At 53.9% G+C, this 17,144-nt stretch carries 16 protein-coding genes; 12 read left to right on the plus strand and 4 right to left on the minus strand.

Annotated features, from left to right (window positions below; all coding sequences use genetic code 11):
* Positions 1-137: 137 nt before the first annotated feature.
* Both D3P09_RS18700 and D3P09_RS18705 read left to right on the plus strand, forming a co-directional pair.
* On the plus strand, positions 138-530 hold the full coding sequence (locus D3P09_RS18700; RefSeq protein WP_120112917.1) for a MerR family transcriptional regulator: 393 nt from the start codon (positions 138-140) through the stop codon (positions 528-530).
* Between the two features lie 30 nt (positions 531-560).
* A complete protein-coding gene (locus tag D3P09_RS18705; protein WP_120112918.1) occupies positions 561-917 on the plus strand; it encodes a VOC family protein in 357 nt (118 codons plus the stop codon).
* On the opposite strand, the gene shc is transcribed toward D3P09_RS18705, so the two are convergent.
* Both shc and D3P09_RS18715 read right to left on the minus strand, forming a co-directional pair.
* Entirely contained in the window at positions 912-2,801 is a 1,890-nt protein-coding gene (gene shc / locus D3P09_RS18710) for a squalene--hopene cyclase (RefSeq protein ID WP_120112919.1), read from the minus strand. The genes D3P09_RS18705 and shc overlap by 6 nt on opposite strands.
* 65 nt (positions 2,802-2,866) lie before the next feature.
* Positions 2,867-3,766 carry a LysR family transcriptional regulator gene (locus D3P09_RS18715; RefSeq protein ID WP_120112920.1) on the minus strand — a complete coding sequence of 300 codons (900 nt, stop codon included), beginning with the start codon at positions 3,764-3,766 and terminating at the stop codon, positions 2,867-2,869.
* A 125-nt stretch (positions 3,767-3,891) separates the two neighbouring features.
* On the opposite strand from D3P09_RS18715, the gene D3P09_RS18720 reads away from it, so the two are divergent.
* From D3P09_RS18720 to D3P09_RS18745, 6 genes are all read left to right on the plus strand, one after another.
* A complete protein-coding gene (locus D3P09_RS18720) occupies positions 3,892-4,566 on the plus strand; it encodes an O-methyltransferase (RefSeq protein ID WP_120112921.1) in 675 nt (224 codons plus the stop codon).
* A 61-nt stretch (positions 4,567-4,627) separates the two neighbouring features.
* A complete protein-coding gene (locus D3P09_RS18725; protein ID WP_243644302.1) occupies positions 4,628-5,251 on the plus strand; it encodes a TetR/AcrR family transcriptional regulator in 624 nt (207 codons plus the stop codon).
* An 85-nt stretch (positions 5,252-5,336) separates the two neighbouring features.
* The gene (locus D3P09_RS18730) at positions 5,337-6,734 is read left to right on the plus strand and encodes an MFS transporter (protein ID WP_120112922.1); all 1,398 of its coding nucleotides are present in this window, start codon (positions 5,337-5,339) and stop codon (positions 6,732-6,734) included.
* Between the two features lie 183 nt (positions 6,735-6,917).
* Entirely contained in the window at positions 6,918-7,976 is a 1,059-nt protein-coding gene (locus D3P09_RS18735) for an alpha/beta fold hydrolase (RefSeq protein ID WP_243644303.1), read from the plus strand.
* A 22-nt stretch (positions 7,977-7,998) separates the two neighbouring features.
* The gene (locus D3P09_RS18740; protein ID WP_120112923.1) at positions 7,999-8,604 is read left to right on the plus strand and encodes a class I SAM-dependent methyltransferase; all 606 of its coding nucleotides are present in this window, start codon (positions 7,999-8,001) and stop codon (positions 8,602-8,604) included.
* Positions 8,605-8,706: 102 nt separating this feature from the next.
* On the plus strand, positions 8,707-9,165 hold the full coding sequence (locus tag D3P09_RS18745) for a VOC family protein (RefSeq protein WP_120112924.1): 459 nt from the start codon (positions 8,707-8,709) through the stop codon (positions 9,163-9,165).
* 220 nt (positions 9,166-9,385) lie between these two features.
* Here the strand turns inward: D3P09_RS18745 and D3P09_RS18755 are convergent, their stop codons facing one another.
* Entirely contained in the window at positions 9,386-10,726 is a 1,341-nt protein-coding gene (locus D3P09_RS18755) for a lytic polysaccharide monooxygenase (RefSeq protein WP_243644337.1), read from the minus strand.
* An 853-nt stretch (positions 10,727-11,579) separates the two neighbouring features.
* Entirely contained in the window at positions 11,580-12,758 is a 1,179-nt protein-coding gene (locus D3P09_RS18760) for an MFS transporter (RefSeq protein ID WP_120112926.1), read from the minus strand.
* Positions 12,759-12,893: 135 nt separating this feature from the next.
* Here D3P09_RS18760 and D3P09_RS18765 point away from each other — a divergent pair, with 135 nt between their 5' ends.
* The 4 genes from D3P09_RS18765 (at position 12,894) to D3P09_RS18780 (ending at position 17,039) form a co-directional block, all read left to right on the plus strand.
* Entirely contained in the window at positions 12,894-13,229 is a 336-nt protein-coding gene (locus tag D3P09_RS18765) for a winged helix-turn-helix transcriptional regulator (RefSeq protein WP_120112927.1), read from the plus strand.
* A 76-nt stretch (positions 13,230-13,305) separates the two neighbouring features.
* Complete coding sequence (locus D3P09_RS18770; protein ID WP_120112928.1) at positions 13,306-14,391, plus strand: endospore germination permease; 1,086 nt, start codon at positions 13,306-13,308, stop codon at positions 14,389-14,391.
* Positions 14,388-15,881, plus strand: a complete 1,494-nt coding sequence (locus D3P09_RS18775) for a spore germination protein (protein WP_120112929.1) — start codon at positions 14,388-14,390, stop codon at positions 15,879-15,881. The genes D3P09_RS18770 and D3P09_RS18775 overlap by 4 nt, the downstream gene beginning before the upstream one ends.
* Positions 15,882-17,039: a Ger(x)C family spore germination protein gene (locus tag D3P09_RS18780; RefSeq protein ID WP_120112930.1), complete on the plus strand. Its 1,158-nt coding sequence runs from the start codon at positions 15,882-15,884 to the stop codon at positions 17,037-17,039.
* The last annotated feature ends 105 nt before the right edge of the window (positions 17,040-17,144 follow it).

Genomic DNA, 17,144 nt, shown 5'->3' on the forward strand with positions numbered 1-17,144 from the left:
ACATCACTACGATAACCGCTAGAGTGGACTCTATGTCAACAGCCTTTTATTAGAATGCCTCAATGGCCTGCAGGAATACCATCGCCGTATGTTGACAAGCAACATTAATCTGCAATGAAGAAACGGAGACGACGGGCATGTATTATACAATCTCGCAAGTCGCACAAAAAACGGATTTATCGATTCATACGATACGTTACTACGACAAGGAAGGGCTGCTTCCCTTTGTAGACCGCCAGAACGGAACCAGAGTGTTCAGCGAGCAGGATATCGACTGGCTCGATCTGCTTTGCTGCTTGAAGAATACAGGCATGCCGATCAAGGATATCCGCACTCTTATTCAGCACTGCATGGACAATGACGCGGTGCTTCAGAAGGGAGTCGACATTCTCGTCGAGCACCGGAAGAAGGTCGTAGACCAGCTGGGGGAGGTGCAGCGCAGTCTGGATACGCTGGATTACAAAATTCAGCATCTGCCCCGCATGTTCCGCGAGAGGTTCTCTTCAGAAGCGGCAGCGCCACGCAGCTAAGCGGCCATTATCGGGTATGGAGGAGAATTTATGGAGGTTAAACGAATCGTAGCCAATATCGCTGTCGCTGCTGCAGATCCGGCAGCCGCCAAGCGCTTTTATGGGGAGGTGCTGGGCCTTGATAGGCTGATGGACCACGGATGGATCACGACTTACGGACAGGACGGGCACATGCAGGTTCAGATCAGCGTAGCTTCCGAAGGGGGGAACGGCACGCCGGTCCCCGACCTGTCCATTGAGGTGGATGATGTCGATGAAGCCTATTCGCGCTGTGTTCAGGCAGGAATTAGCATCGAATATGGCCCGGCAGACGAGCCGTGGGGCGTAAGACGCTTCTATGTGCGGGATCCCTTCGGCAAGCTGGTCAACATCCTTGCGCACTTATGAGCCGAACTTGTTCTTATAATGGGACAGCGCCACGAGCGGCCAGATATACCGGTAGCTGTGGTAGTGGATATAGAAGTATCCCGGCAATCCCGCGCCCGTCGGATAATCCGTCTTCCAGTTGCGTTCATGCAAAAATGCGATCAGCCGCTCGACGCCGCGATTGATGGCGGGAGTCGCCTCAGGCGATACGGCGATCAGCGCATCAAGCGCCCAAGCGGTCTGGGACGGCGTGCTGGCGCCGATGGAGATATAATGCGGACTAGAGTCGCTGCGGCAGGATTCGCCCCAGCCTCCATCCCCTTGTTGCATTCGGAGGAGCCATTCGGCTCCATTTTTTAAAGCGTCATGGGTGGGCGGCAGACCGGCGGCAGCGAGTCCTGTGAGCGCCGCCCATGTGCCGTACAGATAGCAAACGCCCCATCTGCCGTACCACGAGCCGTTTTTCCCCTGATTCCGAATGAGCCAATCGACGCCTCTTTTCACAAACCTTTCATTAGATTGAATTCCTGCAAAATTTCCTAAAAACTCCAGCGTCCGTCCGGTCAAATCCGCTTCGGAAGGATCGATTGCCGCCGACTTGGCCCCCTCGATGGCAAGCCAGGTCAGCATCTGATTGTTGGTCTCCTTCTCGAAGGCCGGCCAGCCGCCGTCCCTGTTCTGCATGGAGAGAGCCCATCGAAAGCCGCGATGCCATGCTTCGGCATATACGGGTTCATCCACCGCTAGCCGGTGGATGGCACGGAGCGCGGCAGACGTATCGTCAACATCCGGATTCATCGTATTTGTCTCGGAGAACCCCCAGCCGCCGGGAGGCGTATTCGGATTATGCTTGCTCCAATCTCCTTTGCGCGTATGCTGTCTCGACAGCAGGAAGGCGCTGGCGCTCAGGATGGAATCATGGCGGTGGGAGACGCCTGCCTCCTGAAGCGCGTAGCTGATCAATGCGGTATCCCATACGTCGGAGGGGGAATTTTGTATCGTTGTTATGCCCTCCGTATGGAAGCGCATATCGGCCAGTCCCTGGCAAGCTTTCCGGACAACAGGATGCTCCTTGCCGTAATCCAGAGCCAGCAGGGCAAAGATCATAAAGATCGTGCTGGTGGCATAGCTGTACAGGGTGCCGTCGCCTTCAATCCTCTCCAGCATGAACGCCTCCGCCTTGCTAGTGGCGGCATCGGCGAGAGAGCGGGGCGAGCCGATCAATCTCGCCATGCCTGCCCGGATATGCTTTTGCATCTCGATATAGGAAGGAAAAGAGGATTCATCCTCGGCGTCCCGATTGGCATAGAGCGGCGACAGATCAGGCGTCCGTTCAGTGCGAAGCGAGTACTTGCGGGAGCCCATGACCAGCATCGGCACAAGATGCACGCGCGCATAGCCGGAGAAAGAGAATAAGCTAAGCGGCAGCTCGCTTGGCACAAGCATAATCTCCATCGGGATGGCAGCTATCGAGCGCGGCCATTCCCGCTGCCCCGTCGCCGCAAGGATCGTCTTGGTCAAGGTGCTGCGGACCATGCCGATGCCGCCGCGCGACAATATGTAGGCCTTGGCCCGCTGCATATGCTCGTCGCCAGCCGAGCTGTAGCCGGAAATAAGCAGGGCGTAATAGGCCTCGATCGAAGCGGATAAGCTGCCTTTCTCTTCATCATGGTACAGCCGCCAGCAGCCGTCGGGCTGCTGGCTTGCGGCGATCCGGTCATGCAGCTGGCGCAGCAGCTCCTCGTCTTCATGCTCCAGCAGCCGAAAGAGGATCAGGACATAGGCATCGATAATCGTGCCATTCTCAAAGCAAAAGCGCCAGGAGCCGTCCTCCTTCTGTTCACCGATCAGCCAATCGGCAAGCTGGCCGATGCTTTGATCGACCCGGTTGTGCAATTCATTCACAGTCCGTACCTCCAGCCGTTTTTCTACATTCTATGAGCGGCGAAGGACGGAAATGTGAGCAACCCTTACCGCGAACGGGCAGGATGGCTGCGGATCAAGTCGAGGAACCGGGCGGCAGCTGCCGATAACGGCTCGTTCTTGCGCGTGCATACGGCGATGGAATTGATGGGCTGCACGCCATCGACATAAACCCGGCTCAGCTCGCCGCGCTCTACCTTGTCCCGGACGGCAAGGGAGGATACGAAGTTCGCCCCGTAGCCCGCAATGACAGCCGTAATGGCTTCATGAAGGCCGTTGAATTGCAGCGCAACTCTTGGCGCTGGCGCATTGCAGGTCCGGCACAGGGCAAATAGCCGCTCCCGGGTCGAGCTTCCGGTCTCGCGCATAACGAACGGTTCCTTCATCATCTCCGTTAACGTCACATGGCGGCTGGCATACCGATGCCCCGGCGCCACAACGAACCACAGCTCGTCCTCGAACAGCTGCTCTGTGGCGATCGAATCGGGATATTCCTCCGGGATGCCGCCGTAGATGGCGATATCGGCTTCCATTTGCTGCAGCTTATGCAGCGCCCCGCTGGAATCGGTCGTGTGGATTGTCATCTCGACCCCTTCGTATGCCTGCTTGTACTTGGCTATCCAGGCCGGAAGAAGGAAGTGTGCAGGCAGATAGGTGGCTGCGACCCGGATTTGCCCGATAGCGCCTTCTCTGTAATCCCGGGCAAACTGCTCGATCTGGGATTCCACTGCAAACAGTCTGCTTGCCAGTACAGCCAGTTGTTCTCCGGCCTCGGTTAAGGCGATGCCCCGTCCCTCCGGGCGCAGCAGCCGCAGCGCCAGATCCTTCTCGAAGCGTTTGATCTGCGATGTAATCGCAGGCTGGCTTATATTTAACAGCTCCGAAGCGCGAGTGACGCTGCCGGTAGAGGCTATGGTATGGAAAAGGCGCAGCGCGTGCAGATTCATGGTTCATTCCCCTTTCAATTCATATACCGAATATATAGGTTAGACAGAAACATATATTATATTTATGATAATAAACCTTTTACAATATAGCTAGAAGTTCATTCTTGTAAAAGGGAGCTGGGAGCATGAGCAATCAACAGGAGTTATGGACGAGAGTCGACGGGTATGTGGAGGAGAAGCTGATTCCAGCTGACGCTGCGCTTGCTGCGGCGCTTGAGGCCAACCGCGAAGCGGGTTTGCCGCCTATCGACGTGTCGCCGGCGCAGGGGAAGTTGCTGCAATTGCTGGCAAGAATTCAAGGGGCAAAGCGCATTCTGGAGATCGGGACGCTTGGCGGCTACAGCACGATCTGGCTGGCTGGAGCGCTGCCTGCGGGAGGAAAGCTGGTTACCCTGGAATATGAACCGCTTCATGCCCGGGTAGCGGAGCAAAATATTGAGCGGGCGGGATTCGGAGACGTTGTGGAGATTCGAGTGGGTCTTGCGCTGGATCAGTTGGAGGCGCTGGCGGAGGAAGGAGCGGAGCCATTCGATCTGATCTTCATCGATGCGGATAAGCCGAATAACCCGCATTATCTCGACTGGGCGCTTCGCTTGTCCCGTCCCGGCACAGTCATAATTGGAGACAATGTGGTAAGGAACGGCGCGGTGATTGACGGCCAGGACGAGGATGCGCGGGTGATTGGCACACGCCAATTTTTTGATAAGCTGGCGTCCGCGCCGCGAGTGGCTTGCACCGCTATTCAGACGGTAGGAAGCAAAGGTTATGACGGCTTTATGATTGGAATTGTAGAAGCTTGAAAGTTTGGGCTTGCAAATTGCGGAAAGCAGAAGTAGAATATCGTTAAATGAAAGTGATCACTTGCATTTCATTACTGCGGGAAGGAGGGGTCTTATCGTTAACGGCAAGCTTGGCACCGCCGAGAAGCTGATGAGAGCGATCATTGATCTTGTGGCGGAGCAAGGCTACAACGGTGTGTCAACGAAGGAAATCGCAGCTTATGCCGGCGTGAATGAGGTGACGCTGTTCCGTCATTTTGGCAGCAAGCTGAATTTACTTGAGAAGGCGTTTCATCGTAATCACTATGCGGAAGAGATGGAGAAGCTGTTCCAGCAGAAGCTGACGTATAGCCTGCACGATGATCTGCTGGCGATCAGCAGGCGTTATCATGAGCTGATGAACCGCAACCGGAAGATTATGCAGATTGCCTTCAAGGAGAAACCGATCATTAAACAGTTCGAGGATTCGACGCACAGGCACCCGCAGAAGCTGCAGGAGCTGCTGATCGAATACTTCAATGAGATGAAGAGGCGCGGGAAGCTCTCGGAATGCAATTCCGAGCTGCAGGCCAAAGCGTTCATGTGGATGAATCACGGGGCGTTCATGAGCCTGCTGCAAGGGGAAGACTCCTCCCTCGGCTTGTCATCGGTAGATGAGTTTATCGATGAAAGCGTCAATACCTTTACTAGGGCTTTAACTCCCTAGTTTTTTTATGAAAGTAATGTAAGTAAGTACTTGCATTCAATATTCTTGAGTGCAAAATGATGATTCCAATGAGGAGAGATGTATAATGAGTGCGGAAGTTCAATCCGCCCATACGGCAAAGCTGCTTCGGGTGATACTGGTAACGCTGATGCTGTCGTCTATGAGCGCTATGATGTTTAATATCGTGCTGCCCCAGTTAAGTCTTGAATTTAACCTGAGCCTGGCGCAGGTTAGCTGGATGTCGGCGGCTTATTCGCTGATTTACGCTGTCGGCACTGTGACGTACGGCAAGTTGTCGGACCGCTTCAAGTTGAAAGATATATTGACGTTCGGCCTTCTGGTATTTGCGGCAGGCTCGATCGTCGGCCTTTTCTCTCAAAGCTTCGGCATGGCCCTGCTGGCCAGATGCCTGCAATCGGTCGGCGCGGCATCCATTCCGGCTGTCGCCATGCTTATTCCGATTCGGTATATCTCACAGGAGAGAAGAGGCGCAGCGCTAGGGATGGCTGCGGCCGGACTGGCGCTGGGCAGCGCGCTCGGTCCGGTCTTGTCGGCGCTGATGACGAGCTTTGCGGATTGGAGATGGCTGTTCAGCTTCCCGATCGCCCTGCTTGCGCTGATTCCATTCTATCGTGCTTATTTGCCCGATGATCGCGGCGCGAAGACAGCGTTCGACTGGCTGGGCGGCATCTTGCTGGGTGCGGCCGCTGGACTGGTGCTTTTTGGTTTCACGAATGCCTCCTGGCTCGCTCTGGGACTGGGACTAATCTTCCTTGTTTTGTTCATCTGGCGCATTCGCAGCGCCGCAGAGCCGTTCATTAGACCGGAGCTGTTCCGCAACCGCAAGTATTCATTTATGATATTCATTGCTGTAATGGTGAACGGCATTGGCGTGTCGTTCTACTTCCTGACGCCGGTGCTGCTGTCCCGCGTTCAGGAGCTTCCTCCGTATTGGATCGGGATGGTCATGGTGCCGGCGGCAATCGTATCCGCAATACTGGGCCGAAAGGCTGGCAAGCTGGCTGACCGCAAGGGCAATGCTTTCTTGTACACAATCGCTTCCAGTCTCATCATGGTTTGCTTTGTCCTGCTGTCGTCCTTCGCTGCTGCTCCGGGCTGGTGGATTGCCGCCATACTTATATTGGGCAACGTCGGACAGTCCTTTATGATGATTACGATGTCGAACACGGTATCCAGAACGCTGCCGAAGGAGCAGGCCGGGGTAGGGATGGGCCTGTTCTCCATGTGCGGCTTTATTACGCACGGCATGGCTTCCGGTCTGTATGGAATTATTGCCGAATGGAAGGCCGCGGCGTCCGTCAATCCCATCCATCAGGATAGCGGCAGCGCGGTATTCAGCAATCTCTACCTTGTGCTGGCCTTGCTTCATGCGGGCGTACTCATCTTTTATCTCGCTCAATTCGGATCACGCCGCAAGCTTTCGACCATGGCAGCCAGCCCGGGCAGCGGCGCGAAGCCTTGATGCAGCGGAGAAAGCGCGCAATGCGGTGACTTCAATGGCAGCGGGAACATGCCCGTAGTTGCATTGACATCTGATGACAGTGTGAGCATGCTCACATCTCATTGACGCCAAGAGGCCGTTGGTATAATGTGGGGCTTAGAGTATGACAATCACATGAACCATGGCCGGGAGAGTATTCTGGGAATGACGGGGATAAGAAATAAACGAAAAAAACGCTGGGCATGGGCGGCGCTTGCAGCCATTATAGCTGCAGCCGTCTTGTTCCATCCCACTTGGACGCCTGCCATTAAAAGCGATAACAGCATAAGTGTCTTGGAGAGCATCGACATCAATGGAGCCAGGCATACGGTGATGATTCGCGGCGAGAATCGAAACAATCCGATCCTTTTATTTGTACATGGCGGACCCGGCAGCTCGGAAATTCCGTATGTGCGGAAGTATCAGAATATGCTGGAGAAACAATTTACAATTGTTCATTATGACCAGCGGGGCAGCGGCAAATCTTATCATTTTTTTGAGGATTATTCGGTTTTGACAGCCGATCAGCTTGTGGACGATCTACTGGCTCTGACGGAGCAAATGAAAACGCGGCTGAAGCAAGATACGGTTATTTTGGCCGGGCATTCCTTCGGCACTTACATCGGAATGAAGGCGGCTGCCAAGTCGCCGGAGTCCTTCTCTGCCTATATCGGCATTGGCCAGGTCGGAGACCATCATGCCAGCGAGCAGGACAGCTTTGCCTATGTGCTGAAGGAGGCGAAGGCTGCACGAGCAGAAGCCGATATCCGCCAGCTGGAGCGGCTTCGGCCGCTTATAGAGAGCGGGGAGGAGATGACTCCGCGCAGCTTGATTCGCAAATACGGGGGTGCGTCAAGGCAAATCGACGACAACCGTGATTATTATGAGGGATTCTTGCTGAATCCGGAGTACAACGGGCTTGACGTGCTTCGTTATGTGCGAGGCGTTGCCGAGACGCAAGCAGGTTTGCTGGCGGAGGAGTCGGCGCGGCCTTTGCCGGAAATCGTAAGGGAACTCGCTATTCCTTGTTATTTTGTGATGGGCGCGCACGATTATATGACTTCCGTAAAAGCGGCTCAGGCTTACTTCGAGCTTCTGGAGGCTCCGAAGAAGGAATTCATCGTGTTCGAGCATTCCGCGCATTACCCGCAATTTGAGGAGAAAGAGCGGTTTGCCGAGTGGATGGCGGCTACTTTTGGGAGAACAGAGCGAACTAAAGGTTGATGGAAAGTGGGGGATGACAAGGATGGACAAGGAGCGCCGCGTTCGGCTGTTCGATAAGCAAGCGGATATGTATGACAGACGAAGGGGGGATTCGAGCCAGGAGCGGTTCCGGCGCGGGCTGCTGAGCCATGCGGAAGGAGATGTGCTGGAGCTTGCAGTCGGTGCCGGGGCGAATTTTCCTTATTATCCTTCCGGGGTACGGGTGACGGCTGCCGACTTTAGCGGCATGATGCTGGAGAAAGCCAAGGCTGCCGCGGGACGATATAACATCGATGTTTCTTTCCTGCAAGCGGATATCGATGAGCTCCAGTTTCCCGAGCATGGCTTCGATACGGTAATATCGACGTTGTCGCTATGCAGCTATGTGAATCCTCAACAGGTTGTTGCAAAAATGAAACGGTGGTGCAAGCCGGGCGGACAAATCCTGTTGATGGAACTTGGGATCAGCAGCAACGGTGTCCTTGCAGCGCTTCAAAAAACGCTGAATCCGCTATTGTACCGGTTGCACGGCTGCCATCATACACGCAATATGGAGGAACTGGTCAAGGGGGCGGGCCTGCATATCGTCCATATGGAGAGGCATTGGCTGAAGATGCTGTATCTGATCCATGCACGACCATCTGGGTAATTATGTCATAATATTTTGGGCAAAATAGAAGAAATCATGAACTTTTCGTTGTGCTAGACTTGGACATATGAAATGCAGCCCATTCATGAGGAGGAGCTCCCAGTGCAAAAGATTACGACGTTTCTGTGGTACAACCAAGAGGCGGAGGAAGCGATGAACTTCTATACGTCGATATTCGCGAATTCGGGCATTGTATCTGTGATGCGCAATGGGGAAAAGGTCGTCTCCGGCACGTTCCAGTTGGAAGGCCAGACATTTATAGCGCTGAACGGAGGCCCGCACTACACCTTTACACCGGCCATCTCTTTGTATGTCAGCTGTGAGACGCAGGAAGAGGTGGACGAGCTGTGGGAGAAGCTGGTGGAAGGCGGCGAGGAATCCCGCTGCGGCTGGCTGAAGGACCGTTTCGGATTATCGTGGCAAATCATCCCGAAGGCGCTGGAGAAATACCTGCATGGCGGCGGCGATGCAGCCCGCGCGCAGCGGGTCATGAATGCAATGCTGGGCATGAACCGGATCATCATCGAGGATTTGAAGCGTGCGTATGAAGGGGAAGGATAGCGGCTCCGGAGCGCGTTGTTTTTTGGCAAAAGGGTATGGAGAGGATCTACGGTAGCGTGGTACCTGCTAAGATGTACGGAAATGATCGGGTCCATGTCAGACTAGACAATTTATATTTTGAGTCGAAAAGACCAGCAGGGGCATGCGGCGCCCTGCTGGTCTTTGTTTGGGTTGCCCTTTCGGGTTCTTTTTACATCATAATCGTTATAGGCGGGCTTGCTTAAGGAATGACCTTCCAGACATCCGATGTTGCGCTTGGCGTCTGGCCTAATGTCCACCATTTTGCTTCGTAATTGACGCCGTTATGCGTTACCTTGTCGCCGCCCCAGTAGACCGTTGTCGAGCTCCATGCCGGATAAGTGGTTGGAGCGGACGGCGTTGTGACGGATACTGCATTGCTGGCAGCTGAGACATTGCCGGCGGCATCGATAGCTTTGACGGTAAAGGTATAGGCGGTGTTAGCGCTTAAGCCGGTTACCGTATATTCCAGTGTCGAGCCGGATACTGTCGCTACCAGCGTCGAGCCGCGGAAAATTTGATAACCCGTTACGCCATAGTTATCCGTGGAAGCGCTCCACATGAGAGGCACGGTCGTGGAAGTAGCGCTGCCCATGACATGAAGTCCCGAAGGCGCTGTCGGCGCCTGCGTATCGGGGCCTGTATTCGTATTGGTCGTCACGCCCACGGCATTGCTGGCAGCTGATTCATTGCCTGCCGCATCGACGGCTTTGACGGTAAAGGTATAAGCGGTATTCGCCGTTAAGCCGGTGACATTGTAGCTCAAGGTTGAGCCGGATACTGTACCGGCCAGCGTGGAGCCGCGGTAGATGCGATAGCCTGTAACGCCGACATTATCGGTCGATGCGCTCCAGGATAGGGATACGCTTGTTGCTGTTTTGGATGGAGAAGTCAGATTAGCTGGCGCAGTAGGAGCTTGCGTGTCGGATGGGCCGCTGAAGTTGGCGTCAATGACGTTGTAGAAGGCGTTGCCTGTGTCAGCAATTTCCCATACGGCGAGGATAACATGATAGCCGGAGCGGGCTGGAACGTTACAAGTGTTGGAGTAAGAATACGGAGGCTGGCCGCTGTACGGAACGTTGCAGAATGGCGTGAGGTCGAATTGATCGCGGGTCAGAGCCGCATTCGGATTCCAGTTTGTTTTTGTAATATAGTACTTCCAGCTGCTCGTGGAGTGAGCTGCAGTCAGCGTCCAGTGGAAGGTGACGGAGCCGGAGCTCATGTTGACCTTCGACCAGCGGGTGGCAGACTGCTCATCAAGCTTAGGGAAAGCGCCGCCTGCACTGGCTATTTTGCCGTCAGCAGGTCCGGCTGCCGGGAAGCCTTTGGGCGCTTCGAGGCTTTGCGGCTCGTACACGATTGCGCCGCAGTCGGTGTTCTGCCCTGTTTTGCAAAGGTAGCCGCGGCTTGCGGGTCCGTCGATATACCCGTGTGCGGATACTTGCTGGGAGAACAGGATAAAGCTTAGCACTGCCGCCAGCATCATGCCGCCAGCCAAAATCAGGCCTTTCATAGTGAAGCTGTTCAATCTTAACGTTTTGATCAAATCGAACTACCTCCTTTAGATGGGTGGGCTTCTTTCTTTTTGATAGGGCCTCCTTTCGTCTGAATCATTCTATTGAGGAATTTTAAAGAATATGAGGGCCATTTGAATAAATAAGTCAAAAGCTTGAACCCAAAATGCAATGAACCGTCACATATGTGCATGAAAACTAAATATCCACACAGAAATGGTTCTTATTTGTCTAAAATTATTAATTATGTATGAAATGTAATTTAATAGTTAATCTGTGGTGACGGGCGTAGGCGGCGCGAATTGTGCGGCATGGCGGCAGAGGGCGTGTGTTGGGGGGAATGTGCATTGTGAGCCGATAGGCTCGGCTTGCAGGGCGCGGATCGCGCGGAAACGGAACTGTAAGCCGAGAAACTCGGCCAGCAGGGCGCGATCGCGCGGAAGTGGAGCTGCAAGCCGAGAAACTCGGCTAGCAGGGCGCGATCGCGCGGAAACGGAACTGTAAGCCGAGAAACTCGGCCAGCAGAGCGCGGATCGCGCGGAAGTGGAGCTGCAAGCCGAGAAACTCGGCTAGCATGGCGCGGATCGCGCGGAAGTGGAACTGCAAGCCGAGAAACTCGGCTAGCAGGGCGCGGATCGCGCGGAAGTGGAGCTGTAAGCCGAGAAACTCGGCGAGCAGGGCGCGATCGCGCGGAAGTGGAACTGTAAGCCGAGAAACTCGGCTAGCAGGGCGCGGATCGCGCGGAAACGGAACTGTAAGCCGCGAAACTCGGCTAGCAGGGCGCGGATCGCGTGGAAGTGGAGCTGCAAGCCGCGAAACTCGGCTTAGCGAGCCCGCGCCGCGCGAACGGCGCCGCCGCAGCCATCGGCTTGCAGTCCCTCCTTAAGCTGCGAGCTTCTGAGCAGCTTTCTTCCGGCTGTACGAGAAGCTCAGCAGTGCGGATGCCAGGCCGAGCAGGATGAAGGAGGAGGCGAGCCATGGATGGTAGCGGAACGTAGCGGATTCGCTGGCCAGCAAGCCGCCGGCGCTGGCACCGCCAGCCAGGCCGAGATGGACGATCGAGGTGTTCAGGCTGAGCACGAGGTTGGCAGAGCCCGGCGCAAGCCGGATCATGTGGCTTTGGATCGCCGGTCCAGAGGCGAACAGCGTAATGATGAAGATGCCAATCAGGAGGAACGCCGGAACGGGACGATGCCCAGCAAGCGGAAGCAGAGCAAGTGCGGCTGCATTCGCCGCTAGTACTAGCCTCAGCACAGCCTGCGTCCCCCATCGGTCAACCGCGCTTCCGCTCATACGGGAGCCGATGGCGCCAAGGATGCCCAGCACCAGCATGACGATAGCGATATCGCCCATACGCAGCCCAAGCAATTGTTGCAGGTAAGGCGTCATATAGCTCATCCAGACGGAGCCTCCAAACTCCCGAAACAGGGAGATCAGAAACGCCGTTGCAATCACGGCGCTTCCCAGCAGCTTGAGCTGCTGCTTGAACGGAATTGCGGCGTCACCTTCGATTTCGGGGAGCAGCCGCAAGATGATTATTCCAACCAGCAGGCTGAGCAGTCCGAGCATAACGAAGATCATCTGCCAGCCCCGCCAATCCGCAATCGCAATACCGATCGGCACGCCCAATATCATAGCGCTGCTGAAGCCGAGAATGATCGTGCCCACCGCACGGCCGATCCGCTCAGGAGCAACAAGCTTGGAGACCGCGCCGAGCGCAACAACCAGATAGACGCCTGAGCTGGCGCCAAGCAATATGCGGGCAGCCATAATTGCAATAATGCTGGTGCTTATAGCGGATAGGAGCGAACCTGCGATAAACGAAGCAAGCGAGACAGCTATGACGGTTCTGCGATTCATCCGCGCCGTGAGTGCAATCAAGATCGGCGTACTAATAGCAAAAGAAAGCGAGTAAACGGTGATCAACTGGCCCGCCATGGCGAGCGACACTCCTGTATCCGCGGCGATACGGGGCAGGATGCCCGAGATGACCAGCTCGGAGGTAGCGGTTAGAAACACGCCCAAGGCCAGCACAGTAATGATAAGCGTTTGTTTATTCATGGAATGTCATCCTTTCATATCTCATTGCATGTAGTATAATAAGGCAACTTTAAAAATGTAAGAACGCAAATGAAATGGACATTATCCAAATAAATAGACTTACTTATAAAAAGTAAGTATAGGGAGATGCGAATAATGGATGATAAGAAGCATGAGGAGAGCTACCCGAGCATTTGCTCCGTGCTTGAAATTCTGGGGGCCAAATGGTCATTTCTAGTCATCGCGGCGCTTTCCAAAGGGACCATGAGATTTCAGCAGCTGCATCGCGAGGTGGCGGTGGTTCGCACCCAATCGCTTACGAATGTGCTGCGCCACTTGGAGCAAAGCGGCATCGTCCATCGCGAGGTGATCCCGACGGTGCCGGTATCGGTGCATTATTCCTTGACGGAGAAAGGAAGAGACTTTCAGGATGCTCTGAAGGAGATGGAGCGCTGGGCAGAGCGTTGGGGGAACAAGGAGGGAGGACAATGATTCCATTATCTGCATAAGCGAAGCTTGATTAGGAAAATATACCAAGTGCTACTCATGATGCCGGAGGTGTGTACACTTGGACGTTTCCTTCTCTAGAACGCAAATCATATTTATGATGATACTGACAGTCGGCATCTCCAACCATGTGCTCATCATTCCGCATTTGCTGCAAAATGTAGGGCGCGACGCCTGGGTCAGCGTAACGCTGGGCTATGTTGTGCTTATCCTCTGGGGCTTGATGCTGCTGCGGATATTAAAGTCCATGAAGAGTCTTTCCTTCGCGGAGTGGCTGAAGCAGCAGGCCGGGGCATGGGGCTATGCCATTATCGGGGGAAGCATGCTGCTGTATTTCCTGGTGGCCGGAATGATGATTATTTATGACACGACCAAAAATGTCAGTATTTACTTTTTGCCGGGAACGCCGTATTTGATTGTTATTGCCTTCTTTGCCTACATTGCGTTCAGCTCGGCGCGGACGGGCCTGAAGCCGCTTGTGTATATGTCCGCAGTGCTTCTGCCCCTGGTGTGGCTGCTTGGGATGGGCGTATCGTGGATGACGATGGACAGCAAGGATTACGGTATGCTTTTTCCGCTTATGACAGAAGGGGTGGACTCCTACTTGAACGGAGGGAGCATCGTTGTAGGCGGCAGCGTTGATCTGCTGATTCTGTTGCTGGTTCAATATAAGATGAACAAGCCCGTCAATTTTCTGACGATGTTCATATTGCTGACGATTTTGCTTGGTTTAATACTAGGCCCTACTATCGGCTCCATTACAGCTTTCGGCCCGTATGAAGCAAGCAATTTGCGATTCCCCGCATTCGAGCAGTGGCGGCTGGTCAGCCTTGGGGAATATATATCGCATGTCGACTTTTTGGCCGCATTCCAGCTGTTGGCCGGAAGCCTGGTCAGAACCGGCGTATGCATCTATGTGCTCTCCGAAATAGTCGTGATAAAAAAGCCCAAGCCCAGGCAGTGGGCGCTGCTCTTCGGCACGTTCATTATGGCGATGCCTGCATTGCTTAATATAAGCGATATATGGGTGCAGGATATCATCCATAAATATTTCTACAACGCGGCGATGATCTGGGGATTTTCGGTCACGCTTATGCTGTTTGCGCTAACGTATGTGACCCGCAAGAAAGCGGGTGAAGCAGCATGATAAAGGCGGATCAGGAAAAGAATTTTTTTGCGGAATATGAAGATGCGCTGAAGGAAGGCAAGCTAAGCGAGGAGCTGCTGAAGCAGGCGTTCTCCCGGCACATGGATATCGCGTTCCCGTCCGTTCCGGGTAATGAGGGCGAAGGCCCGAAGCTGGTCGCGCTGTTCTGCGAAGGGATGATCGACAAGACGCAGCTTAATGATTTTTTCATCCCCGTCTGCCGCTTCGCGAGGGAAGCGACTGCCGATACGGTTACCGGCACGAATACGACAATGGAATTGCCGATTATGAATACGGCCAGCAAGATGGTTCCGATGGTGGAGGCGCTGCTTACGGGCAGTCTGGTCATCTATCGGGAAGGAGAAAAGCATTTCTGGGTGATCCATCTCGGCAGCGTGCCGCATCGCCAGCTTCAGGAATCCAATACGGAAATATCGATCAAAGGCCCGAAGGATGCCTTCACGGAAGAGATCTTTACGAATATGTCGCTGATCCGCAAGCGCATGCATACCGGTCTGCTGCTTACAGAAGAATTTACGCTCGGCAGCTTGAGCAAAACAAAAACCGCGCTTGTTTATTTGGAGGACAGAATCAACCCTGCGATCCTGGCGGAGGTGCGCAAACGGCTGTCGACCTTGCGTACGGAAAGCATCGTCAGCAGCGGTCAATTGGAGCAATGGCTGACGGACCGCAGCTTTTCGCTTATACCGCTTATCGATTACATTGGTCGACCGGACTTTGTTATTGAGGCACTGCTGCGGGGAAGGTTTGCCGTTATAGTAGACGGATCGCCTATGGTGCTGATTGGACCGGCCAACTTTTTTGAGCTGCTGAAAACGCCGGAGGATGTACATTTTCCATTCTACAACGTCGTAGTCCAGCGGTTTCTGCGTATCGTCGGTATAGCTTTAAGCATTTGTCTTCCAGGCTTCTGGATAGCGATTGCATCGGTCAATGTAGATCAAATGCCATATTCTCTTGTGGCGACGGTCGTTGTTTCGCGCGAGGGTGTGCCACTGCCGATGTTTTTGGAAACCTTCCTGCTGCTGTTTCTGTTCGAGCTGCTGAGGGAAGCCGGCGTGCGCTTGCCGAGGGCGGTCGGACAGACTATCGGCATCGTAGGCGGCCTTATTATCGGGGATTCCCTTATCCGTGCAGGCTTGTCCTCGCCAACTCTTCTTGTGGTTATAGCAATCTCATCCGTCGCGACGTATTCACTCGTCAATCAATCCCTTTCCGGAAGCGTCAGCCTCTTCCGTGCAGCAATACTGGTGGTGTCGTCCTACCTCGGCATCTACGGCTTCTTTATGTCGGTGTTCGCGATACTCATCTACTTCTGCCGCTTGGAATCGTTCGGCCTGTCGTTTATGGCGCCGATCTCAACCTTGAAGTTCAAGGAATGGCTGTCTGCGCTCACGATCAATCCATTCAAGAGGCGAGATTTCTCCGCCGGTATGCTTGAAGATGTCAAGCCAAAGGGGGAGCAGTGAATGCGTATCCGTACCAGAATGATTTGGCTGGGACTCGTTGCAATAATGGCGGCAGGCGGGTGCACTTCGGATGTGAAAAACATTGAGAGAATTAATTATGCCTCTGCCATCGGAATTGACTATAGAGACGGCAAGTATTACAGCTACGTCCAGTTTATCGACATGCATTCCGAAGCCAAAACCTCAGAGGGGACCAAGGAGAGAGCTAAAATTTGGCTGGGGCAAGCAAAAGGCGACAATTTCGAGGATGCTGTTTTTCAACTATACCGGAGTGCTCAGGAACGAATATATTGGGGTCATACCACTGCGATCGTTTTCAGCGAATCGGTGCTTAAGGATGGATTCAAAAGCATCTACGACAGCATTACGAGGTATTATGAGTTCCGCTTTACGCCGTGGGTATATATTGCCAGGGGTTCGGTGAAGGATATTTTGCAGACTGGCGCTTTCTACGACCAGTCTCCGCTTAACACGATACTTCACGAACCGATGGGGATTTACTCGCAAACATCACTGATTGCTTCGGTGAAGCTGCACCGGATGATTAGGGAGATGCGGGAGCCGGGCTATACATCCCATATCCCTACTATCTCTTTAGAAAAGGAGAGCTGGTCGCAAAACGGCAAGAAAAAAACGATGATGATTATCGACGGAGCCGTATTTGTGAAAGACGGCCTAGTCAAGGGATATATTCCGGCTAAGCAATTGTCCGGCCTGCGCTGGCTGGAGCATACGACGATTCGTGCCGGAGTATCCGTACCCAGGGAGGATCACCCTGCTGTACAGATGGTGGTGGATAAGCCGAAAGCAAAAATTGTGCAGGTTGAAGGCGGAACATACCCCAAATTCGATATTCGCGTAAAGGGAGACGCCTATGTCGTCAATGAATCGAATAATAGCCTCTCGAATTTGGGTAAGCTGACGCATGCTACCGAAGATACGATCAGGAGGGAGATTGAAGAGCTGTACGAAACGGGGGTAAAAAAGAATCTCGATATTTTGAACCTGGAATACAATTTGTTCAGGCATCACTATCGGGAATGGCATGCGTCCGATCATTGGGACAAACGCCTGCTGACTGGTGAGGCGCTGCGCAATGTGGATGTGCGCATCGATGTGACACATGCCAGCGCGGCGAAAAACCGGAAGCGAGGGTAGCCATTCTCCAGCTGCGGATTAGTTGACAAAGAAATGGCGGTGCCAGGATTTCACATCCTGAGCACCGCCATTTTGACGTATACAGATTACAAGCTGTCTCCTAAG

The sequence above is a fragment of the Paenibacillus pinisoli genome, assembly GCF_003605435.1.
Lineage (GTDB): Bacteria > Bacillota > Bacilli > Paenibacillales > Paenibacillaceae > Pristimantibacillus > Pristimantibacillus pinisoli.

What these genes read in the sequence shown, in the direction of transcription:
- D3P09_RS18715 (WP_120112920.1), bottom strand. Translation starts at nt 3,766, where the DNA reads ATGAATCTGCACGCGCTGCGCCTTTTCCATACCATAGCCTCTACCGGC.
- D3P09_RS18700 (WP_120112917.1), top strand. Translation starts at nt 138, where the DNA reads ATGTATTATACAATCTCGCAAGTCGCACAAAAAACGGATTTATCGATT.
- D3P09_RS18730 (WP_120112922.1), top strand. Translation starts at nt 5,337, where the DNA reads ATGAGTGCGGAAGTTCAATCCGCCCATACGGCAAAGCTGCTTCGGGTG.
- D3P09_RS18705 (WP_120112918.1), top strand. Translation starts at nt 561, where the DNA reads ATGGAGGTTAAACGAATCGTAGCCAATATCGCTGTCGCTGCTGCAGAT.
- D3P09_RS18765 (WP_120112927.1), top strand. Translation starts at nt 12,894, where the DNA reads ATGGATGATAAGAAGCATGAGGAGAGCTACCCGAGCATTTGCTCCGTG.
- D3P09_RS18740 (WP_120112923.1), top strand. Translation starts at nt 7,999, where the DNA reads ATGGACAAGGAGCGCCGCGTTCGGCTGTTCGATAAGCAAGCGGATATG.
- D3P09_RS18775 (WP_120112929.1), top strand. Translation starts at nt 14,388, where the DNA reads ATGATAAAGGCGGATCAGGAAAAGAATTTTTTTGCGGAATATGAAGAT.
- D3P09_RS18780 (WP_120112930.1), top strand. Translation starts at nt 15,882, where the DNA reads ATGCGTATCCGTACCAGAATGATTTGGCTGGGACTCGTTGCAATAATG.
- D3P09_RS18760 (WP_120112926.1), bottom strand. Translation starts at nt 12,758, where the DNA reads ATGAATAAACAAACGCTTATCATTACTGTGCTGGCCTTGGGCGTGTTT.
- D3P09_RS18720 (WP_120112921.1), top strand. Translation starts at nt 3,892, where the DNA reads ATGAGCAATCAACAGGAGTTATGGACGAGAGTCGACGGGTATGTGGAG.
- D3P09_RS18735 (WP_243644303.1), top strand. Translation starts at nt 6,918, where the DNA reads ATGACGGGGATAAGAAATAAACGAAAAAAACGCTGGGCATGGGCGGCG.